The following is a 17,331-nucleotide window of genomic DNA, read 5'->3' as shown; positions in this document are numbered from 1 at the left end:
TCATCCTTTCTTTGCGCGAAGATTGGCTTTGGAGGGAGTGACGCCGGACGGAGCCATCCCGGCGAGCCATCTCGTCACCGGATCCAGCTTGCGCCCGGCATGTTCGAGATCGTCGCGCCGACGCACCGCGCCACGGACGAAATGCGCACCGACGAAGCGAAAGGGTTCGGGCGGGAAACCGCGCGCCACCGGACGCACCAGCGCCGAATGCGTCAGTTCCGATTCGCCGTCAGTCAGCAGGCCGGTGAGGATCTCGCCGCCGATATAAGCCATTGTCGTGCCATTGCCGGAAAAGCCGTAGCCGTAGACGACATCGCGGTTAGCGGGCAAAGCGCCGAACAGCGGCACGCCGCTGACCGTCCGGTCGATCGGGCCGTTCCACGATGTCTCGAGCGGGAAATCGGCGAGCGCTGGGTGGCCATCCCGCAGCGCGCGACGCATTTCGGCGACCCGTGGCGACAGGCCATGGAAACGCTGGTCGACGATGCCGCCGAAGCCAATGACGCCACCGCTGACGCCGACGGACAGCCGACCATCGCGCGTCGGAGACCAACCGCCAACGAAGACGCGGGAATCGATCATCAGCGGCGCCCGGCGGTAGCCGACCTTGTCGAGAAGGTCTGGAATGGGCTGTGACATGGCGTCGTCGCTGGAGATGTTGAAGATCGCAGGGGCCAGTTCCGGAATCGCGCCGGACCAGGCATTCATGGCAAGCACGACCTTGCCGCAGGACACAGTTCCTTTCGCCGTTTCCACCGTGAGCTTGCCACGTCGTGAAAACCGCTTCATCGGCGACTTTTCATAGATCCGAACGCCGCGGTTCAGCGCTGCACGACGCAGGCCGCGCACCAGGAACCCTGGATGCACAGTTGCCGACGAAGCGTCGAACGCACCGCCAAGGTGGCTCGTCGTACCGGCCATCGCCGCGATCTCAGGGCGCGAAACTCGCCGCGCCGGAACGTAGCCATGCGCTGCCAGCTTGTTTAACGCGTCGTCCCAGGCGCCAAGCTGTGCTTCGCACGTAGCGCCCCAGATCCAGCCGATGCGATCGAACCAGGCGTCGATTGCCTCTGCCTTGCAGAAAGCCTCGATGCCGCCGATCGCGGCTTCGGATGCCTTGATGATCGAAAGCGCGTCGTTTCCGTCGCGCAGCGCGGCAAGCGCGCTGTATTTGGTCCATGCCGAAAGCACCATTCCGGAATTGCGGCCGCTCGGGCCACCACCACAAATGTCGCGCTCTACAATGACAACATCGAAGCCTGGATTGTGCTGCTTGAGGCGAATGGCGGTCCACAGTCCGAGATACCCGCCGCCAACGATGCAGATGTCGGCCTGCGTTGTCTCTTCGAGCGGAGGCGCAAGGTCCGGGTCCTCGGGCAATGCCTGCCGCAGCCAATGGCTCCGCCAGCGGATGTCTTTTTCCGGCAACTGCATCACGATGCGCCTGCCGCGGACAGGCGGCGCTCCACCAGCCTGACCCAAAGACTGGCGCCCATCGGCAGGATAGCGTCGTTGAAATCGTAATTGGTGTCGTGCGCGGCGGCCTGGTGCGCGTCGTCCGCCTGGCCAAGCAAGAAATAGCAGCCCGGCCGCTGTTCCAACATGTAGCAGAAATCTTCAGAACCCATCTCGGGAGGCGGATCGACGACGAGACGTTCCGAGCCCATCACCTCGTTCGCAATCGCGATCATCGCGTCGGCTTGCGCCGGAGTGTTGATCGTCGGCGCGAAGGGCGTTCCGTAGCGAATATCGACGCTGGCGCCAAAAGCTTCAGCCTCGTTTTTCGCGATGCGGCGGATTGCCGTCTCCAGCGTCTTTTGAACCTGATGGTCGAAGGTGCGCACGGTGCCGGTCAGAAACGCCGCATCGGGGATGGTGTTGAAGGCTTCGCCGGCGCGCAGGCTGCCAACGGTGACGATTGCCGGAGAGTGCACATCGGTCAGGCGTCCGGGCAGGGCTTCTATCGCCAGCAGGATGCGCGCGGCGCTGGGAAGTGGATTGATCGCAAGATGCGGCATCGCCGCATGGCCGCCCCTTCCATGCACGACGATCTCGAAGCGATCGGCCGCCGCTGCCACCGTCTCATGGTGGACGGCGATCTCGCCCAGCGGCCGTTCGCAATTGTGCAGCGCGTAGACTTCATCGCAGGGGAAACGCTCGAAAAGGCCCTCATTCAGCATGGCGAGTGCCCCACCTCGGCCCTCCTCGGCCGGCTGGAAAATGAAATGCACGGTGCCGGCGAAGTCGGGCGAGCGGGCAAGCGCCGAGGCTGCGCCGAGCAGCATCGTCGTGTGACCGTCATGGCCGCAGCCATGCATCCTCCCGGGAATGCGGGACGCATGCGGCAGCGGCCGCGCCTCGGTCATCGGCAGGGCGTCCATGTCGGCTCGGATGCCAAGCCCGCGACCAGCGCCGAGCCTGCCCCTGAGCGTACCCACGACGCCTGTCCGACCGACGCCTTCGATCGTCTCGATGCCCCACGAGCGCAGTTTGTCCGCCACGAAACGCGCCGTCTCGAACTCTTCGAAGCCGAGTTCTGGATTGGCATGCAGATGCCGCCGCCAGGCCGTCATCTCTGTCTCCAACTGCTGCACCGATGGAACCAGTCTCATGCCGATGCCCTTGCGCGGAGAGTTTGCGAGCGGCTCTGAAGGATGGCGATGACACCAAGCAGGGTCGCCGAGAAGGCGATCAGCAGCACAGCGACGGCCGCGATAGCAGGGCTGATGGACTCGCGAACCCCGGAGAATATCATGCGAGGCAAGGTTCGCTCCGCGCCTGTCGAGAGGAAACTTGCGACGACGACTTCGTCGAAAGAGATGATGAAGGCGATGATGGCCCCTGTAATGACGCCCGGCGCTATCAGCGGCAGCACTACCTTGAAGAATGTGCGCATGGTGCCGGCGCCGAGCGATGCCGCCGCGCGAACCAATGTCCGGTCGAAGGTCGAAAGGCTGGCGACGACAGTCGTCAGCATCACAGGCACGGCCATCGCCGTATGCACCAGAATGATCGATAGCTTGTTGCCGACGAGTCCCAGTGTGGCGAAGAATGAAAAGGCCGCGACGCCGACGATGACAACCGGCGTCACCAAGGGCGCGGCGATGACCGCGTAGAGGATCCGTTTGCCGGCAAAATTGCCCCAGGCGAGTCCGATCGCCGCAGGTATGCCGAGCAGCAACGCCAGAACCGTGGTGGATATCCCGATGACGATCGAGTTCCACAGCGCGTTCGGCCAACGCTGGTCGACCCACAGTTCGGCATACCAGCGCAGCGACCAGCCCGGCGTCGGAAATGCCAGCGAATTGCTCGAGGTCAGCGACATAGGGATCACGATCAGCAGGGGTAGGATGATGAACGCCAGCAACGTCGCCGCATAGGCATACATCAGCCACTTCCGGAAGCGGTCGGCGCTCATGCGACATGCGCCTTGCGGCGGAAGAGGACGGACGCCGTCCAGAACAGCAACGCAAACAGGACGAGGATCATCAGCAGTTGCAGCGAAAGCGCTGCACCCATGCCCCAGTTCAGTGTGCTGTTCGTGTAGAAAGCTATGTAGCTGGAGATCATCTGGTCGGTCGGCCCGCCGACAAGCGTCGGGGTGATGTAATAGCCGAGAGCGAAGACAAAAACGATCGCCCCGCCAGACAGGATTCCTGGCAGGATCAACGGCAACTGCACGCGGCGCCATGCCGTGAGCCACGGCGCACCCAGCGAGAGTGCCGCGCGCATGTAGGTGGTCGGAACCCGCCGCATGACAGCGACGACGGAGAGCACCATCATGGGCAGCAGAACCTGAACCATCGCCAAATAGAGCGAAAAGCGTGTGTAAATGAGATTGAGCGGCTCGCTGACGATGCCGAGGCCAAGCAGCGTGGAATTCACGGGTCCGTTCTTCTGCAGCACGATAATCCAGATGACGGTGCGCACCAGCAGCGATGTCCAGAGCGGAAACAGGATCAGCGCGAACATGAGCTTCGACCAGGCCGGCGGCGCGCTGACAATTGCCTGCGCCAGCGGCACGGCGAGCACCGCGCAGATGACGGTCACCACGATGCTGATCCAGATCGTGCGCAGCAGCGCGTCGACGAAGATGGCGCGGTCGGCGGAAACGGCTTCGATCGAATTGTCCGCGCCTCGCTTCAGGTCCAGGCTCGCAAGCAGATAATAGTCCGTTCGCGCGCTTTGTTGACGCGCGATGACCTGCCAGAGATCGATGTCTTTCCAGCCGGCCTGTTTGGAGAGCACCTCGTCGCGCACGGGACGCATAGTCAGCTTGCCGTCGGCCGCATCCTTTGCCGTCTTGATGACGAGGAAACGGCTGCCGACGACGCGCTGGTTCACGAGTTGCGCCAGGACGCCTTCCTTCCCGGCGCGCCGCGCGTCGGCCAGGTCCTCGACGAGTGCTGCAAAGACGGGTTCGCCAGGCAGGCCGCTATCTGCTTTCCAGCCCGCCAGAGCGGCAATTGTACGCGGCAGGTTGTTCGAGAAATCCGAGTTGTCGACGGCCAGAGCGAGGAAGCGCGCCACCGGCCACAGAAACAGAATGACGACGAACAGGATAAGCGGGGCCGTCAACAGGGCGAGCATGCCGCCCCGTTGACGCCGCTTCATAGCCGGCTTTGCCCCGACCAACATGCCTAGGTTACTTCGCGAGCCAGGCCTTGAAGCGTTCTTCCAGTGCTTCCTTGTGCTCGGTCCAGAAGTCGTTGTCATAGGAGGCGCCGTACTGAAGGTGCTCCGGCGACGTCGGCAGGTTGGCCTTCCAATTCGCGGGAATGAGGTCGGCGGCTTCCTTGCGGCCGGTGCCATAGGCATAGAGTTTCGAGAAGCCGGCCTGGTTTTCAGGGATGGAGAACCACTTGAGGAGATCCAGCCCGGCCTGCTGGTGCGGCGCGCCCTTCACCACCGCCCAGTAGTCGGTGCCATAGAAGAAGCCAGCGTCCCATGCGATCGTATAGGGCTTCTTCTCGTTGATGGCTTCGTTGGTGATGCGCGCATTGAACCCGTCGCTGAGAGCCACTTCACCACTGTCGAGGTTCTGGATGCCCTGCGTCGTTGTGGACCACCAGACGACGTGCGCCTTGATCTTGTCGAGCATGGCGAAAGCCCGGTCGACGCCTTCCGGCGTGCCCAGCACCTTGTACATGTCCTCGCGCTTAACGCCGTCGGCCATCAGCGCGTTTTCCAGCGTGAACTGCGCCTGCTGGTAGAGGCCGCGCTTTCCCGGAAATTTCTCGACGTTCCAAAAATCCGCCCAGCTCTTCGGCGCGGCGTCGCCCTTGTAGACATCTGTGTTATAGGCAAGGACCGTGGCCCAGGTATCAGACGCGACGCCGCATTCGTGCAGGGTGCCCGGCAAATAATTGGCCGCGTCGCCTGTGATTTCTGGCGTCAGCGGAACGAACAGGCCTTCGGCGCAGCCGACTTCCATGGCGGGCGCTTCGACCGAGACGACGTCATAAGTGATGTTGCCCGCCTGCACCTGGGCACGCACCTTGGCGACCTCGCCGCCCCATTCTTCCATGACGATCGGAACGCCCGTCTTTTCGGTGTACTTGTCCCAGACCCCATCCTTGTAGGCCTTATCCCATGTACCACCCCAGCCGACCACTGTGACGGGTTCGGCCGCGGACACGGCAAAAGTCGAGGTCGCGAGGCAGATCGCGGCGGCAGATACGGTTTGCAGATAAGTCCTCATTGCAGTTCCCCTTTCTTTTTCGTTGTATATTTGATCAAATTTCAAGCGCAAAATGGGTTGATTAGCAACAGGAATTTGCGATACGGTGCAAAAAAGTGAAAAAGCCAAAGGGATTTGATCGAATGCTGCAAGGCACCAGAGACGTACGCGCCAATGTCAGTCTCGCTGCTGTTCTGGACGAGGCCCGACAGCGTTTCGCTGACGCCAACCCGAACAGCCTGGCGCGGCAGAACGAGGCCGCGGCATCGTTGCCGGGCGGCAATACGAGGGCTGTTCTATGGTATCCGCCATTCCCCGTATCGTTTGTTTCCGGCGAAGGCTGCAGGGTGACCGATCTGGACGGGCACATCTATGTCGACCTGGTCTCGGAATACAGTGCCGGTTTTTACGGTCATTCCGACAAGGCGATTTCGGCGGCCCTGGTGAACGTCATAGAGGGCGGCATCATGCTGGGTGCGCCCAACCGCTACGAAGCGCGCCTGGCTGCCGCGGTGGTTGACCGCTTTCCGGCCATCGAGCGCGTTCGCTTTTGCAATTCCGGCACTGAAGCCAACATCATGGCTATTTCGGCGGCTCGCGCCATCACGCAGCGCTCGAAGATACTCGCATTCCGCGAGGGCTACCACGGTGGTGTACTCACCTTTGCGCATGGCGGCTCGCCACTCAATCTACCGTTCCCCTTTGTCTTCGCCGACTACAACGATAGTGCAGGCGCCGTGGCGCTCATAAAGGAACAGGGCGACGAGCTTGCCGCGGTGATCGTCGAGCCGATGATGGGCGGCGGCGGCTGCATCCCGGCGACGCGTGAGTTCCTGGAAGCGCTGCGCGCGGCGACGAAGGAGACCGGGGCGCTGCTGATTTTCGACGAGGTCATGACTTCGCGCCTCGACTACCGCGCGCTCCACGGGGCGCATGGGATTTTTCCCGATTTCGTGACGCTCGGCAAGTATATCGGCGGCGGCGCCAGTTTTGGCGCATTCGGTGGACGCGCCGACCTCGTCGATCGCTTCGATCCGGCTTTGCCCGGTTCGTTCTCGCATGGCGGGACGTTCAACAACAATATTCTCAGCATGGCTGCTGGCTTCACCGGTCTGACCCAGGTGCTGACGCAAGAGGCGAGCCGCGCGATCAATGCGCGCGGCGACCGCCTGCGTGAAGCGATGAACGTTTCCCTTGAAAGGCGTGGCGTCGAGGGCATCGTCATCGGGCGAGGGTCGTTGATGAACCTGCATTTCGTCAGGGGGCCGGTGGATACTCCGGCGCGGCTCGACGATGCCGATCCTTCGGTGATTGCGCTTTGGCATATCGAGATGCTGTTGCGAGGGTACTACGTGACGCCGCGCGGCATGCTGGCGTTGTCACTGCCATCTGGCGACGCCGAACTCGACGGCTTCGCCGGCGCATTCGACGATTTCCTGTCGAGCAACCTCAAAATACTGCCGCGCCGGACAAACTGATGCTTGATCGCAAGGATGCCAGTGCCGGCTCGGCCGCGCAAAAGACAGCTCATGTTCGTGTACATACGGGCTTGAAGGAAGCACTGATGAACGGTGACTTCCTGCCCGGCCAAAGACTGGTCGTGCGACAGCTTGCCGAACAGTACCGGACCAGCGCCATGCCGGTGCGCGAGGCCTTGCGGCAACTCGTCAGCGACGAGGCGATGTTCGACCACCCAAATCGGGGCGTCATCGTCCCCGAGGCCACGGTGGCGCGTATTTCGGATCTGGTGCGTGTGCGCTGCAGCGTCGAAGGAACGGCGGCCGAGTGGGCCGCGACGACCATCACGCCCGAAGAACTCGATGAATTGGCGAAGCTGAACGGGCTGATGCGCGAATGCGTCGAGAGCAATGTCATGGCTAGCTATCTCGGCTTGAACAGGCGCTTCCATTTCACGATGTACCATGCCGCACGGTCACCTCTCATCCAGCAAATCATCGAGAAATTGTGGCTGCAAGCAGGACCGTTCTTGAACATCGTCCGCTCGGACGTGACCTACGGCCTGGGCCTGGACCATCATGACGAAATGCTCGCGGCGCTGCGTCGCGCCGATGGCGCGGCTGCGCGCAAGGCGCTGGTGGCCGACCTGCGCGAGGCCGCCGACATCATTCTTCGCGCCGCCGCGGCGGCTGAGGCTCAGCCTGCGCGCAAACGCCCGGCTTCGGCACGCCGTGATCCCAAGGCGCAGGCGCGGTGATGGGCGGATCCCCGCGTGGCCCGGTTCATGTCGAGTTTCGTGGCGTCAGCAAGCGCTACGGGCAGACGGTCCAGGCGGTGCGTCAGCTCGACCTGGAAATCATGCGCGGCGAATTCCTGACGCTGCTGGGGCCTTCCGGGTCTGGCAAGACGACGGCGTTGATGATGCTTGCGGGGTTCGAAGATACTACCGAGGGCGAAATCCTCATTGACGGTCAGCGCATCGACAACGTTCCCGCCAATCGTCGCGGCATCGGCATGGTGTTCCAGAACTACGCGCTTTTCCCGCACATGACGGTCGCCGAAAACCTGGCTTTCCCGCTCGAGGTCCGCAAACTTGGCCGCGACGAGGTGACGCGACGTGTCAGGAACGTTCTCGACATGGTCCAGTTGCCCGAATTCGGCAACCGGCGTCCGGCGCAGCTTTCGGGTGGGCAGCAACAACGCGTCGCGGTTGCCCGCGCCCTGATCTTCGAACCGAATCTTGTCCTGATGGACGAACCGCTCGGCGCCCTCGACAAGCAATTGCGCGAGCAGATGCAGTTCGAAATCAAGGATATCCATGCCCGGCTTGGCGTCACGTTCGTTTATGTGACACACGACCAGACCGAGGCGCTGACCATGTCGGACCGGATCGCGGTGTTCAGCGCCGGCCGCATCGAGCAGCTTTCGACACCACGCGAACTGTATGAGCGTCCGACGGGCAGCTTTGTGGCGAGCTTCATCGGCGAGAACAACCGCATGTCCGGCACGGTGGTTGCCGGCGGTGAAAACGGTGGCGTGGCCGTCCGTCTCGACGATGGCGATCTGGTGTTGAACGCCATTTCCCCTGGCGCGACGCCCCCTGCGGGCGCCAGGGTGACGCTGTCGATCAGGCCCGAGCGCATGTCCTTATTGCACGATGGCTCCACCGCCCTCAACGTGATTGCGGCAACCGTCGTTCAGTCCGTCTATGTCGGGGATCACATCCGGCTCGTCGCTGTGACGGCGGGCGGCCTGAAATTCATTGTCAAGCTTGCCGCATCGTCGTCTCGGTCCGAACTCAATGCGGGCGAGGCGGTTCGATTGGGCTGTGGTCGTGAGGATTGCCTCGCGCTCGATAGATAACAACAAAAGGCAGACAAGGGAGAGTTCAACCATGAAGAAATCGCCGAAAGTCGTCATAACCTGTGCGGTCACCGGCTCGATCCACACGCCGACGATGAGCCCGTATCTGCCGATAACGCCGTCCGAGATCGTCGACGCCGCTGTCGGAGCAGCCGAAGCCGGAGCGTCGGTGATCCATCTGCATGCCCGCGATCCGGAGACCGGCAAGCCTACCCCTGATCCAAAGCTGTTTATGGATTTCCTGCCGCGCATCAAGCAGCAGACCGACGCCGTGATGAACATTTCCACCGGCGGCGGGCTGAAGATGACCCTCGAAGAGCGCCTTGAAGCCGCGCACGCTTCGAAGCCGGAACTCTGCTCGCTCAATATGGGATCTATGAATTTCGCCCTGCACCACATCGCGCCGAAATACACCGACTGGAAGTACGACTGGGAGAAGGGCTACCTGGAAGACACAAAGAAGGGCATCGTCTCCAACACGTTCGAGCAGATCGAGCGTATCATCGTCGAAGTCGGCCAGGCCTACGGCACGAAGTTCGAGTTCGAGTGCTACGATGTCAGTCACCTCTACACGCTTGCGCACTTTCTAGACCGCAAGCTGCTGAAGCCGCCGCTTTTCGTCCAGACGATCTTCGGGCTGCTGGGCGGAATCGGCGCCGACCCAGAAGACATGATGCACATGCGCAGGACGGCTGATCGGCTGTTCGGAGACGACTATCTCTGGTCGATCCTTGCCGCGGGCAAGCACCAGATAAATCTCTGCACGATGGGCGCGATCATGGGCGGCAATGTACGGGTCGGTTTGGAAGACAGCCTCTATGTCGCCAAGGGCACGCTCGCTAAGAGCAATGCCGAACAGGTTGCCAAGATAAAGCGCATTCTCAACGAGTTATCGCTCGAAATCGCGACGCCCGACGAAGCCCGTCAACTGCTGGATCTCAAGGGCGCAAACGAGGTCGGGTTTTGACGCCCGGCATCGAAACCTATGTCGGCGTCGTGCATCCTTGGATGTGCGACGCGATGGGCCATCTCAACGTTCGTCATTATGTGGCCATGTTTGATGACGCCAGTTTCCAGTTGCTGGGCAGGATTGCCGATCCTCGTTTGACGCCGACCCTCGGCTGGGCGGATGTGAGGATGGAGATCGACTACGTGCATGAAACCGCGGTGGGAACTCTGGTCACCGTTCGCAGCGTTATAGAAAAGCTTGGGAAATCGTCGCTGACTTATCTGCATGAAATGCGCGGTACGCTGGACGGAGTCCTGCATGCGCGCATGCGCACTGTAACCGTGCGCTTCGATCTTCAAGCGCGGAGCAAGATCGAGATCGAAGGCGAAGCCCGGCAGGCGAGCGCGAAACTCCCGAGGGGTGAAGCCGATACGCGTGGGTGACGGCGAGAATGTCTGGTGACGGCATCGTTAGCCGCATTGGCGTCACTGAGCGAGATGCTGTAGGTCGCTGAAGGCTTCTACTAGGAAGGTCAGATATAGCCGCTATCGCACAGGACACCGCATTGGGCAGCCCGCCACAATCGGCCATTGCGTACGATAGTGGGGTTTGAAGTGGTAGCGGGAGAGGGACTTGAACCCCCGACCCCAGGATTATGATTCCCGTGCTCTAACCAACTGAGCTACCCCGCCAGGGCGGCGAAAGGCCCGAAATCCGCCTCAAATCGAAAGGCATGTCGGAGGCGTTCGCCAAGGTCGCGCGGATATAAGGTTGGGAGGGTGAGCCTGTCAAGCTTCGAAGCAACCGGCTTGCCGGCTTATCGTCATTATCGAAAAGCTTTGCCGTGCGGACATTTGGTTGCCGCCGCCGGGGTTGAGTTCGAAGGGGCACGTCGCTATGTCTCGGCCAAGAGTTTTTAGAGTTTGAAACAGATGAAGCCGCGCATAGCAGTCCTCGGTTGCGGATACTGGGGCAGCAACCACATCCGCACTCTCAAGGCGCTCGGCGCGCTGCACGCGGTCTCCGATACCAACCGGGCTCGGGCAGAAGGCTTCGCCAGCGAGCAGGACTGCCTGGCGATCGAGCCGGACCAGTTGTTCGTGCGTGACGATATCGACGCCATCGTCATGGCGCTGCCGCCGCAATTCCATGCCGACCTTGCCGTGCGTGCCGTCGCGGCCGGCAAGGACGTGCTGGTGGAAAAGCCGATCGCGCTGACGGTTGCCGACGCCGAGCGCGCGGTGCGGGCGGCCAAGGACAATGGCCGCGTCTTCATGGTCGGCCATGTCCTGCGCTTCCACCCCGCTTTCGAGACGCTGAAAGGGCTCATCGACAAGGGCGAACTCGGCGAAGTGCGCTACATCCACTCGCACCGCCTCGGCCTCGGCAAGTTCCACACCGAGAACGATGCGCTGTGGGACCTGGCCCCGCACGATTTGTCGATGATCCTGGCGATCACCGGCACCGAGCCGATCGAGGTGCGCGGCGAGGGCGCCGCGCTGCTCGACAGTCTCAGCGATTTCGCCCATCTGCACATGCGCTTTCCGAACGGCCTGCGCAGCCATCTCTTCACCTCGCGGCTCAACCCCTATCGCGAGCGGCGGCTCACCGTGGTCGGCACCAAGGCGATGGCGGTGTTCGACGATGTCGAGCCATGGGAACGCAAGCTTGCCGTCTACCGCCACGCGGTGTGGCAGGACAGCGGCCAATGGGCCTTCACCACCAATGAGCCGTCCTATGTCGCGGTTGCCCAGGGCATGCCGCTGACACGCGAGCTGGAGCATTTCATCCAGTGCATCGAGACGCGTGCCGAACCGCGTACCAGCGGCGAGGAAGCGATCAGGGTGCTGCGCATCCTGACCGCCGGCACGGTCACCCACACCAAGTCGAATTCCTGAAGCGCGGATTATTCGGCGGGTATCTTATTCGGCAGGTATCTTATTCGGCAGGAATCTGGGCCGGCCTGGCGGCAAGCCGGGTCAGCATCGCCTCGGCCTCGGCGCCACGCTCCGAACGCTCGATGAAGCCGCCGCCGAACACGCGAGCTTCGTTGCCGTCATCGGAGTAGAGCACGCAGGCCTGGCCCGGCGCGATGCCGGACTCGCCGTCGACCAGTTCCACCCATGTGGCACCGGCACGATGATGCAGCACGGCCGGGCGCGGCGGCCGCGTCGAGCGGACCTTGGCGAACAGCTCAAGGCCGCCTGCAGGGACGTCTGTGAGCGGTCCGTCGCCCAGCCAGTTCATATTGCGCAGATAGATCTTGTGCGTCTCCAGCGCCTCGCGCGGGCCGACCACGACGCGAGCGCGGTCGGCATCGAGATGGACGACGTAAAGCGGCTCGCCGGAAGCGATGCCGATGCCACGGCGCTGGCCGATCGTGTAGCGCAGGATGCCCTCATGGCGGCCGAGCACGCGGCCGTCGATGTGGACGATGTCGCCCGGATTGGCGGCGGTCGGCTTCAGCTTGGCGATGATGTCGGAATACTTGCCCTGCGGCACGAAGCAGATGTCCTGACTGTCCTGCTTGGCGGCAACCGCCAGCCCCATCTCCTCGGCAATGGCGCGAACCTGAGGCTTCGGCAGGCCGCCAAGGGGAAAGCGCAGATAATCGATCTGTGCCTGCGTGGTGGCGAACAGGAAATAACTCTGGTCACGGTCGGCGTCGACCGGCCTGTAGAGCGCGCGGTGGGCGCCGTTGGCGCCGGAACGGATGTAGTGGCCGGTGGCCAGCGCGTCGGCGCCGAGCTCCTTGGCGGTGGCCAGGAGGTCGGCGAACTTCACCGTCTGATTGCAGGAAACGCACGGGATCGGCGTCTCGCCGGCGACGTAGCTCTCGGCGAAGGGATCGATGACCGCCTTGCGGAAGCGTTCCTCGTAGTCGAGCACATAATGGGGGATGCCGAGCGTCTCGGAGACACGGCGGGCATCGTCGATGTCCTGCCCGGCGCAGCATGAGCCGGCGCGGTGCGTCGCCGCGCCGTGGTCGTAGAGCTGCAAGGTGACGCCGACGACGTCGTAGCCCTCACGTTTCAGCAGGCCGGCGACGACAGAGGAATCGACACCGCCCGACATGGCGACGACGATGCGGGTGTTTTCGGGACGTCCGGGAAGATCGAGACTGTTCATGATGCTTTCGTTCTGCACGGCGCCTCAATGCCAATGTCGAGAATATAGGTCAAGCTTTACCGGCGCGCCAGCGTGCAGGGCGATTCACCGGTTGCGTCCGATCTCCGCCAGGGGATGCATTTTCCCCGGCAAATCAGGGTTTGCGGGCAGATGTTTCAAATGCCGGCGAAAAGACTAACGCGGCGTTCATGATCCTTACCTAGTCATTAGGGTCTGCTTAGGCAATTTTTAAAGCTGTGGCGGTAACGTGGCGGGGATTGGGTCTTTGAGTTTTTTGTAGAGAGTACGATGACCGATCTGGTTAGACCGAGAGTCAAATATGTTATCGGGCCTGACGGCAGCCCTCTTACGATTGCCGATCTGCCGCCGACCAATACACGTCGCTGGGTTATCCGGCGTAAGGCGGAAGTGGTTGCGGCCGTGCGCGGCGGGCTTTTGAGCCTGGACGAGGCATGCCAACGCTACAAGCTCACCACCGAGGAATTCCTGTCCTGGCAGGCGTCGATCGACGAATATGGCCTTGCCGGGCTGCGCACGACACGCATCCAGCAATACCGGCACTGACCATCGCGAATTTAGACGAAGGGCGCGGCTAACCCCGCGCCCTTCTGTTTTTCACCGCTCCCGCTCAGAGCGACAGCACAACCTTGCCGATCGGCTTGGTGGCGAGGAAGGCGTGAGCGGCCCCCGCCTGGTCCAGCGGGAAGCTCTTCGCCACATGGACGGCAAGCTTGTTGGCATCGATCAACCGAGCCAGTTCCAGCAGGCCCTCACTGTCGGGCACGACGGACATACGCTCGACCCGAATGTCTCGCGCGCCGGCCTGGGCCCTTGTGTTGTCGCTGACATCGAGCAATGACACCAGCACGCCGCCACGCTTGAGCACCTTCAGCGAGCGTTGGGCGTGGTCGCCGCCCATTGGATCCAGCACCAGATCGATGTCGCGGACCTGATCGGTGAAATCGCCCTTGGTGTAGTCGATGACTTCGTCGGCGCCCAGTTTGCGGACGAAATCGAGCTTGCCCGGGCTGGCCGTGGCGACGACGTAGGCGCTGCGCGCCTTGGCGATCTGCACCGCCAGATGACCGACGCCGCCGGCTCCCGCATGCACCAATACGCGCCGATCCGATTTCAGTCGGCCGTGACGAACAAGCCCTTGCCAGGCGGTGAGGCCGGCCAGCGGCAAGGCGCCCGTCTGGAGGTGGTCCGCGCCCTTCGGCTTCAGTGCGATTTGATCGGCAGGCACGGCAGCCAGCTCGGCATAGGCCGCCGCCTGCTTGGGGAAGCGCGGCATGCCGAACACCTCGTCGCCGATCTTGAAGCCGGTGACGCCGGGGCCGAGTGCTTCGACAGTTCCCGAGATGTCCCAACCCAGGATGAAGGGCGGCTCGCCGAGCAAGGGGTAGTAGCCGGCACGGACGGCGCCGTCGACCGGATTGATGCCTGCGGCCTTGACGCGAACCAGCACTTCGCCGGCCTCTGGCGTGGGATCCGGCTGATCGGCGATGACAAGGACGTCGGGTCCGCCGACGGATTTCTGGATAACGGCACGCATTGAGATGTCTCCTGCTCGGTTGATGCCACTATCATTTGGATAGTAATAGTCTCTTGTCCAGTATGTACCTTCCTGATATATACGCACCCCATGGATAGTGAAGATGATTGCGGTTTCGGCTATGATGCGTTCCGGCGGACGTGTCCTTCGCACACCGTGCTGGAGATGCTGGCCAGCAAATGGGTCTATCTGGTGGTTTGCGCGCTGCGCAAAGGCCGGCTGCGCAATGGCGAGCTCGCCCGCAAGCTCGAAGGCATCACGCCGAAGATGCTGACGCAGACGCTGCGGGTGCTCGAGCGCGACGGCCTGGTGCGGCGCGAGATCTTCCCGGTCATTCCGCCGCGCGTCGAATATGAATTGACCGAGCTCGGCCAGAACCTGGCGGGACTGCTTACCCAGATCAGGTCATGGGCGGAGCAGCATGCGCCGGATATCAAGGATGCCCGTGCAAGGGCAATTGCCGAGAGTGAAGGGGATTGGGCCGCGTAGGGCGGATTCATTTTTCCCGCCGGAGCCGCAAGCCGCGACAATGCGCCAGCCTGATGGCGGGCGTTGGCGCGGCAAACCGCCAGGTCTTAGCCGATCATGGCGCTGCGGCCACCGACTTCCGCTTCGCGGATCTTCGTGTCGCGCGATTCCAGCATTTCCGCCTTGGAAAGCTCCGCTTCAGCTTCGCCGAGTAATGATTCGGCGGCGCTTCGCTGCTGCGCGAGGTCGCTTTGGGAATTCCTGAGGTTGTCGCGGCGCAGGCGAGCCGCCTTGGCGAAGGTTGGATAGGCGAAATGGTTGATGTCGGTGATGCCGGCCTTCTTTTCCTCGGCGGTGATCTGAAGCTCCAGTTCGACGGCCATGCGTTCGAACTCGGCGATCATCATGTCGAGCTGCAGCAGCTGCCGCCGCTTCTCATTCACCTGAAACTGTTTCAGCCGAACGAGGTTTTCACGTGACTTCATGATTCGGTACTCCCGGAAACGCACACCCGCATCTATCGTCCAAACCACCTGGAAACGCCCAGGCCGCACCCGTGTCCACCGCCTTTCCCCGAACTATGGGAACAAAACCCTAAAGTTTTTTGCCGACGGTAACCATTCGTTTACGGGCATTGTTAATCATACGGGTCAGGACTTAAGGCCGGGTAAAAATTCCGGCCACCGATGCGGAAGCGACGTCGATGAGTCCCTGGAGTCGCTTAGTCCAGGTTGTTAATGTGTTGCATTAGGAATTTGGTTCTGAGATTCGTTATTAGATTCAAGAGGGTGTAGAAAGAGGTTAAAAAATCTGGTACCGTCATCGACGGGAAATTAGGATTTGTTAACCATTCAATGGCAGCCTCTGCACAAGGCAACCACTGCTCCGGGTCCGGACGGGTCGTGAAATGGTCCGGCAGCAGAAAAGGGGAATGAAATGCGTGTTCTGCTGATAGAAGATGACAGTGCAACCGCACAAAGCATCGAACTGATGCTGAAATCGGAAAGTTTCAACGTCTACACGACCGATCTCGGTGAAGAGGGCGTCGATCTAGGCAAGCTCTACGACTACGATATCATTCTTCTCGATCTCAACCTGCCTGACATGTCGGGCTACGAGGTCTTGAGAACGCTTCGCCTTTCCAAGGTCAAGACACCTATTCTCATCCTCTCCGGCATGGCCGGCATCGAGGACAAGGTGCGCGGCCTCGGCTTCGGCGCGGACGACTACATGACCAAGCCGTTCCACAAGGATGAGCTGGTTGCCCGCATTCATGCCATCGTGCGGCGCTCCAAGGGCCACGCCCAGTCGGTCATCACCACCGGCGACCTGGTGGTCAACCTCGATGCCAAGACCGTCGAAGTCGGCGGCCAGCGCGTGCACCTGACCGGCAAGGAATACCAGATGCTGGAGTTGCTTTCGCTGCGCAAAGGCACCACGCTGACCAAGGAAATGTTCCTCAACCACCTCTATGGCGGCATGGACGAGCCTGAGTTGAAGATCATCGACGTCTTCATCTGCAAGCTGCGCAAAAAGCTCGACGCGGCATCAGGCGGTCAGAACTACATCGAAACGGTCTGGGGACGCGGCTATGTGCTGCGCGAACCGGAAGACATTCGCGTCAGCGCCTGAGCGACGAATCGTTCGAATCTTTTCAATAGAAAACCCGGCTTCGGCCGGGTTTTTGCATGATGGGCTGGTAACACTCTGTTTTTGGGCTTCCGAGCAGACAACCGTCACGCACTTTTTCTGGAATTGCTCAAGGATGCCGAATCAGGTGCGCTCTTCAAGGTGCGAAAGCGCTCGAGCAGCTGCGGGCGGTTGAATGGCTTCAAGAGATAGCCCTGGGCGCCGGCGCGCTTGGCCCGCATGATCGAAGCAATATCGAGCTCGACCAGGGAAATCAGGATCTGCGGCCTTATCGGGCTCTCCATGGCGCGGACGCGGCGGATGAGATCGACCGCCGGTACGTCGGGCAAGGCGCCATCGACGACGATGATGTCGGGCATGTCGGCGGCGCACATCTCCAGCGCGTCAAGTCCGCTGGCAGCCTCGATGACAATCATTTCGGAGCCGCCCAGGATGCGTTTTGCAACCTTCCTGATGACGCTTGAATCGTCGACGAACATGCAGCGTTTCATTTCCGGGTCCTCTTTGCCTTCTGGCAGTCCGGTAGCGTCGGGGGCATCCAGGGCGGACCATAGGCCAATCTGGTAAAGAAGCCGAAAA

General features: G+C 61.7%; 18 protein-coding genes and 1 tRNA gene. 9 read left to right on the top strand and 10 right to left on the bottom strand.

Annotated elements, in window-relative coordinates; translation table 11 throughout:
* The 5 genes from NKJ37_RS11080 to NKJ37_RS11060 are packed head-to-tail and all read right to left on the bottom strand — an operon-like array spanning nucleotide 1 to nucleotide 5,809.
* Nucleotides 1-1,434, bottom strand: a complete 1,434-nt coding sequence (locus tag NKJ37_RS11080; protein WP_352440328.1) for an NAD(P)/FAD-dependent oxidoreductase — start codon at nucleotides 1,432-1,434, stop codon at nucleotides 1-3.
* Complete coding sequence (locus NKJ37_RS11075; RefSeq protein ID WP_352440329.1) at nucleotides 1,434-2,612, bottom strand: amidohydrolase; 1,179 nt, start codon at nucleotides 2,610-2,612, stop codon at nucleotides 1,434-1,436. The genes NKJ37_RS11080 and NKJ37_RS11075 overlap by 1 nt, the downstream gene beginning before the upstream one ends.
* Nucleotides 2,609-3,418, bottom strand: coding sequence for an ABC transporter permease (locus NKJ37_RS11070; RefSeq protein ID WP_128306010.1), 810 nt, complete (start codon nucleotides 3,416-3,418; stop codon nucleotides 2,609-2,611). Before NKJ37_RS11070 ends, NKJ37_RS11075 begins: the two co-directional genes overlap by 4 nt.
* Nucleotides 3,415-4,614 carry an ABC transporter permease gene (locus NKJ37_RS11065; RefSeq protein WP_164893116.1) on the bottom strand — a complete coding sequence of 400 codons (1,200 nt, stop codon included), beginning with the start codon at nucleotides 4,612-4,614 and terminating at the stop codon, nucleotides 3,415-3,417. The genes NKJ37_RS11070 and NKJ37_RS11065 overlap by 4 nt, the downstream gene beginning before the upstream one ends.
* A gap of 31 nt (nucleotides 4,615-4,645) precedes the next feature.
* Entirely contained in the window at nucleotides 4,646-5,809 is a 1,164-nt protein-coding gene (locus NKJ37_RS11060) for an ABC transporter substrate-binding protein (RefSeq protein WP_128306012.1), read from the bottom strand.
* A 14-nt stretch (nucleotides 5,810-5,823) separates the two neighbouring features.
* Here NKJ37_RS11060 and NKJ37_RS11055 point away from each other — a divergent pair, with 14 nt between their 5' ends.
* The 5 genes from NKJ37_RS11055 to NKJ37_RS11035 are packed head-to-tail and all read left to right on the top strand — an operon-like array spanning nucleotide 5,824 to nucleotide 10,393.
* Nucleotides 5,824-7,158 carry an aspartate aminotransferase family protein gene (locus tag NKJ37_RS11055; protein WP_352440330.1) on the top strand — a complete coding sequence of 445 codons (1,335 nt, stop codon included), beginning with the start codon at nucleotides 5,824-5,826 and terminating at the stop codon, nucleotides 7,156-7,158.
* On the top strand, nucleotides 7,158-7,895 hold the full coding sequence (locus NKJ37_RS11050) for a GntR family transcriptional regulator (protein ID WP_127321023.1): 738 nt from the start codon (nucleotides 7,158-7,160) through the stop codon (nucleotides 7,893-7,895). The genes NKJ37_RS11055 and NKJ37_RS11050 overlap by 1 nt, the downstream gene beginning before the upstream one ends.
* Entirely contained in the window at nucleotides 7,895-9,001 is a 1,107-nt protein-coding gene (locus NKJ37_RS11045; protein WP_352440331.1) for an ABC transporter ATP-binding protein, read from the top strand. Before NKJ37_RS11050 ends, NKJ37_RS11045 begins: the two co-directional genes overlap by 1 nt.
* Nucleotides 9,002-9,032: 31 nt before the next feature.
* A complete protein-coding gene (gene kce, locus NKJ37_RS11040) occupies nucleotides 9,033-9,968 on the top strand; it encodes a 3,5-dioxohexanoate:acetyl-CoA acetone transferase (RefSeq protein ID WP_352440332.1) in 936 nt (311 codons plus the stop codon).
* On the top strand, nucleotides 9,965-10,393 hold the full coding sequence (locus tag NKJ37_RS11035) for an acyl-CoA thioesterase (protein WP_352630095.1): 429 nt from the start codon (nucleotides 9,965-9,967) through the stop codon (nucleotides 10,391-10,393). The genes kce and NKJ37_RS11035 overlap by 4 nt, the downstream gene beginning before the upstream one ends.
* 172 nt (nucleotides 10,394-10,565) lie before the next feature.
* On the opposite strand, the gene NKJ37_RS11030 is transcribed toward NKJ37_RS11035, so the two are convergent.
* A tRNA-Met gene (locus NKJ37_RS11030) sits at nucleotides 10,566-10,642 on the bottom strand.
* A 240-nt stretch (nucleotides 10,643-10,882) separates the two neighbouring features.
* Between NKJ37_RS11030 and NKJ37_RS11025 the strand changes: the two genes are divergently transcribed.
* Nucleotides 10,883-11,848: a Gfo/Idh/MocA family protein gene (locus NKJ37_RS11025; RefSeq protein WP_352773821.1), complete on the top strand. Its 966-nt coding sequence runs from the start codon at nucleotides 10,883-10,885 to the stop codon at nucleotides 11,846-11,848.
* A 40-nt stretch (nucleotides 11,849-11,888) separates the two neighbouring features.
* Here the strand turns inward: NKJ37_RS11025 and mnmA are convergent, their stop codons facing one another.
* Nucleotides 11,889-13,079, bottom strand: coding sequence for a tRNA 2-thiouridine(34) synthase MnmA (gene mnmA / locus NKJ37_RS11020; protein ID WP_352773820.1), 1,191 nt, complete (start codon nucleotides 13,077-13,079; stop codon nucleotides 11,889-11,891).
* A 288-nt stretch (nucleotides 13,080-13,367) separates the two neighbouring features.
* Here mnmA and sciP point away from each other — a divergent pair, with 288 nt between their 5' ends.
* Nucleotides 13,368-13,643 (top strand): CtrA inhibitor SciP, encoded by a 276-nt coding sequence (sciP, locus tag NKJ37_RS11015; RefSeq protein WP_013529904.1) that lies wholly within the window; start codon nucleotides 13,368-13,370, stop codon nucleotides 13,641-13,643.
* A 64-nt stretch (nucleotides 13,644-13,707) separates the two neighbouring features.
* On the opposite strand, the gene NKJ37_RS11010 is transcribed toward sciP, so the two are convergent.
* Nucleotides 13,708-14,634 carry an NADP-dependent oxidoreductase gene (locus NKJ37_RS11010; RefSeq protein ID WP_352773819.1) on the bottom strand — a complete coding sequence of 309 codons (927 nt, stop codon included), beginning with the start codon at nucleotides 14,632-14,634 and terminating at the stop codon, nucleotides 13,708-13,710.
* A 90-nt stretch (nucleotides 14,635-14,724) separates the two neighbouring features.
* On the opposite strand from NKJ37_RS11010, the gene NKJ37_RS11005 reads away from it, so the two are divergent.
* On the top strand, nucleotides 14,725-15,123 hold the full coding sequence (locus tag NKJ37_RS11005; RefSeq protein WP_023809911.1) for a winged helix-turn-helix transcriptional regulator: 399 nt from the start codon (nucleotides 14,725-14,727) through the stop codon (nucleotides 15,121-15,123).
* Between the two features lie 86 nt (nucleotides 15,124-15,209).
* Here the strand turns inward: NKJ37_RS11005 and NKJ37_RS11000 are convergent, their stop codons facing one another.
* On the bottom strand, nucleotides 15,210-15,587 hold the full coding sequence (locus NKJ37_RS11000) for a flagellar export protein FliJ (protein ID WP_013529907.1): 378 nt from the start codon (nucleotides 15,585-15,587) through the stop codon (nucleotides 15,210-15,212).
* 451 nt (nucleotides 15,588-16,038) lie between these two features.
* Between NKJ37_RS11000 and ctrA the strand changes: the two genes are divergently transcribed.
* On the top strand, nucleotides 16,039-16,734 hold the full coding sequence (gene ctrA / locus NKJ37_RS10995; protein ID WP_006203583.1) for a response regulator transcription factor CtrA: 696 nt from the start codon (nucleotides 16,039-16,041) through the stop codon (nucleotides 16,732-16,734).
* Between the two features lie 104 nt (nucleotides 16,735-16,838).
* On the opposite strand, the gene NKJ37_RS10990 is transcribed toward ctrA, so the two are convergent.
* Nucleotides 16,839-17,243, bottom strand: a complete 405-nt coding sequence (locus NKJ37_RS10990; protein WP_024504503.1) for a response regulator — start codon at nucleotides 17,241-17,243, stop codon at nucleotides 16,839-16,841.
* Nucleotides 17,244-17,331 lie beyond the last annotated feature (88 nt).

The organism is Mesorhizobium sp. M0140 (assembly GCF_040322475.1).
Lineage (GTDB): Bacteria > Pseudomonadota > Alphaproteobacteria > Rhizobiales > Rhizobiaceae > Mesorhizobium.
The sequence above is the reverse complement of the archived record's forward strand: the minus strand, read 5'-3'. Positions and strand labels throughout refer to the sequence as shown.

Bases quoted from the DNA above. Each gene is read 5' to 3' on its own strand.
- NKJ37_RS11080 (WP_352440328.1), bottom strand. From the start codon at position 1,434: ATGCAGTTGCCGGAAAAAGACATCCGCTGGCGGAGCCATTGGCTGCGG.
- NKJ37_RS11075 (WP_352440329.1), bottom strand. From the start codon at position 2,612: ATGAGACTGGTTCCATCGGTGCAGCAGTTGGAGACAGAGATGACGGCC.
- NKJ37_RS11070 (WP_128306010.1), bottom strand. From the start codon at position 3,418: ATGAGCGCCGACCGCTTCCGGAAGTGGCTGATGTATGCCTATGCGGCG.
- NKJ37_RS11065 (WP_164893116.1), bottom strand. From the start codon at position 4,614: ATGAAGCGGCGTCAACGGGGCGGCATGCTCGCCCTGTTGACGGCCCCG.
- NKJ37_RS11055 (WP_352440330.1), top strand. From the start codon at position 5,824: ATGCTGCAAGGCACCAGAGACGTACGCGCCAATGTCAGTCTCGCTGCT.
- NKJ37_RS11050 (WP_127321023.1), top strand. From the start codon at position 7,158: ATGCTTGATCGCAAGGATGCCAGTGCCGGCTCGGCCGCGCAAAAGACA.
- NKJ37_RS11045 (WP_352440331.1), top strand. From the start codon at position 7,895: ATGGGCGGATCCCCGCGTGGCCCGGTTCATGTCGAGTTTCGTGGCGTC.
- kce (WP_352440332.1), top strand. From the start codon at position 9,033: ATGAAGAAATCGCCGAAAGTCGTCATAACCTGTGCGGTCACCGGCTCG.
- NKJ37_RS11025 (WP_352773821.1), top strand. From the start codon at position 10,883: ATGAAGCCGCGCATAGCAGTCCTCGGTTGCGGATACTGGGGCAGCAAC.
- mnmA (WP_352773820.1), bottom strand. From the start codon at position 13,079: ATGAACAGTCTCGATCTTCCCGGACGTCCCGAAAACACCCGCATCGTC.
- sciP (WP_013529904.1), top strand. From the start codon at position 13,368: ATGACCGATCTGGTTAGACCGAGAGTCAAATATGTTATCGGGCCTGAC.
- NKJ37_RS11010 (WP_352773819.1), bottom strand. From the start codon at position 14,634: ATGCGTGCCGTTATCCAGAAATCCGTCGGCGGACCCGACGTCCTTGTC.
- NKJ37_RS11005 (WP_023809911.1), top strand. From the start codon at position 14,725: ATGGATAGTGAAGATGATTGCGGTTTCGGCTATGATGCGTTCCGGCGG.
- NKJ37_RS11000 (WP_013529907.1), bottom strand. From the start codon at position 15,587: ATGAAGTCACGTGAAAACCTCGTTCGGCTGAAACAGTTTCAGGTGAAT.
- ctrA (WP_006203583.1), top strand. From the start codon at position 16,039: ATGCGTGTTCTGCTGATAGAAGATGACAGTGCAACCGCACAAAGCATC.
- NKJ37_RS10990 (WP_024504503.1), bottom strand. From the start codon at position 17,243: ATGAAACGCTGCATGTTCGTCGACGATTCAAGCGTCATCAGGAAGGTT.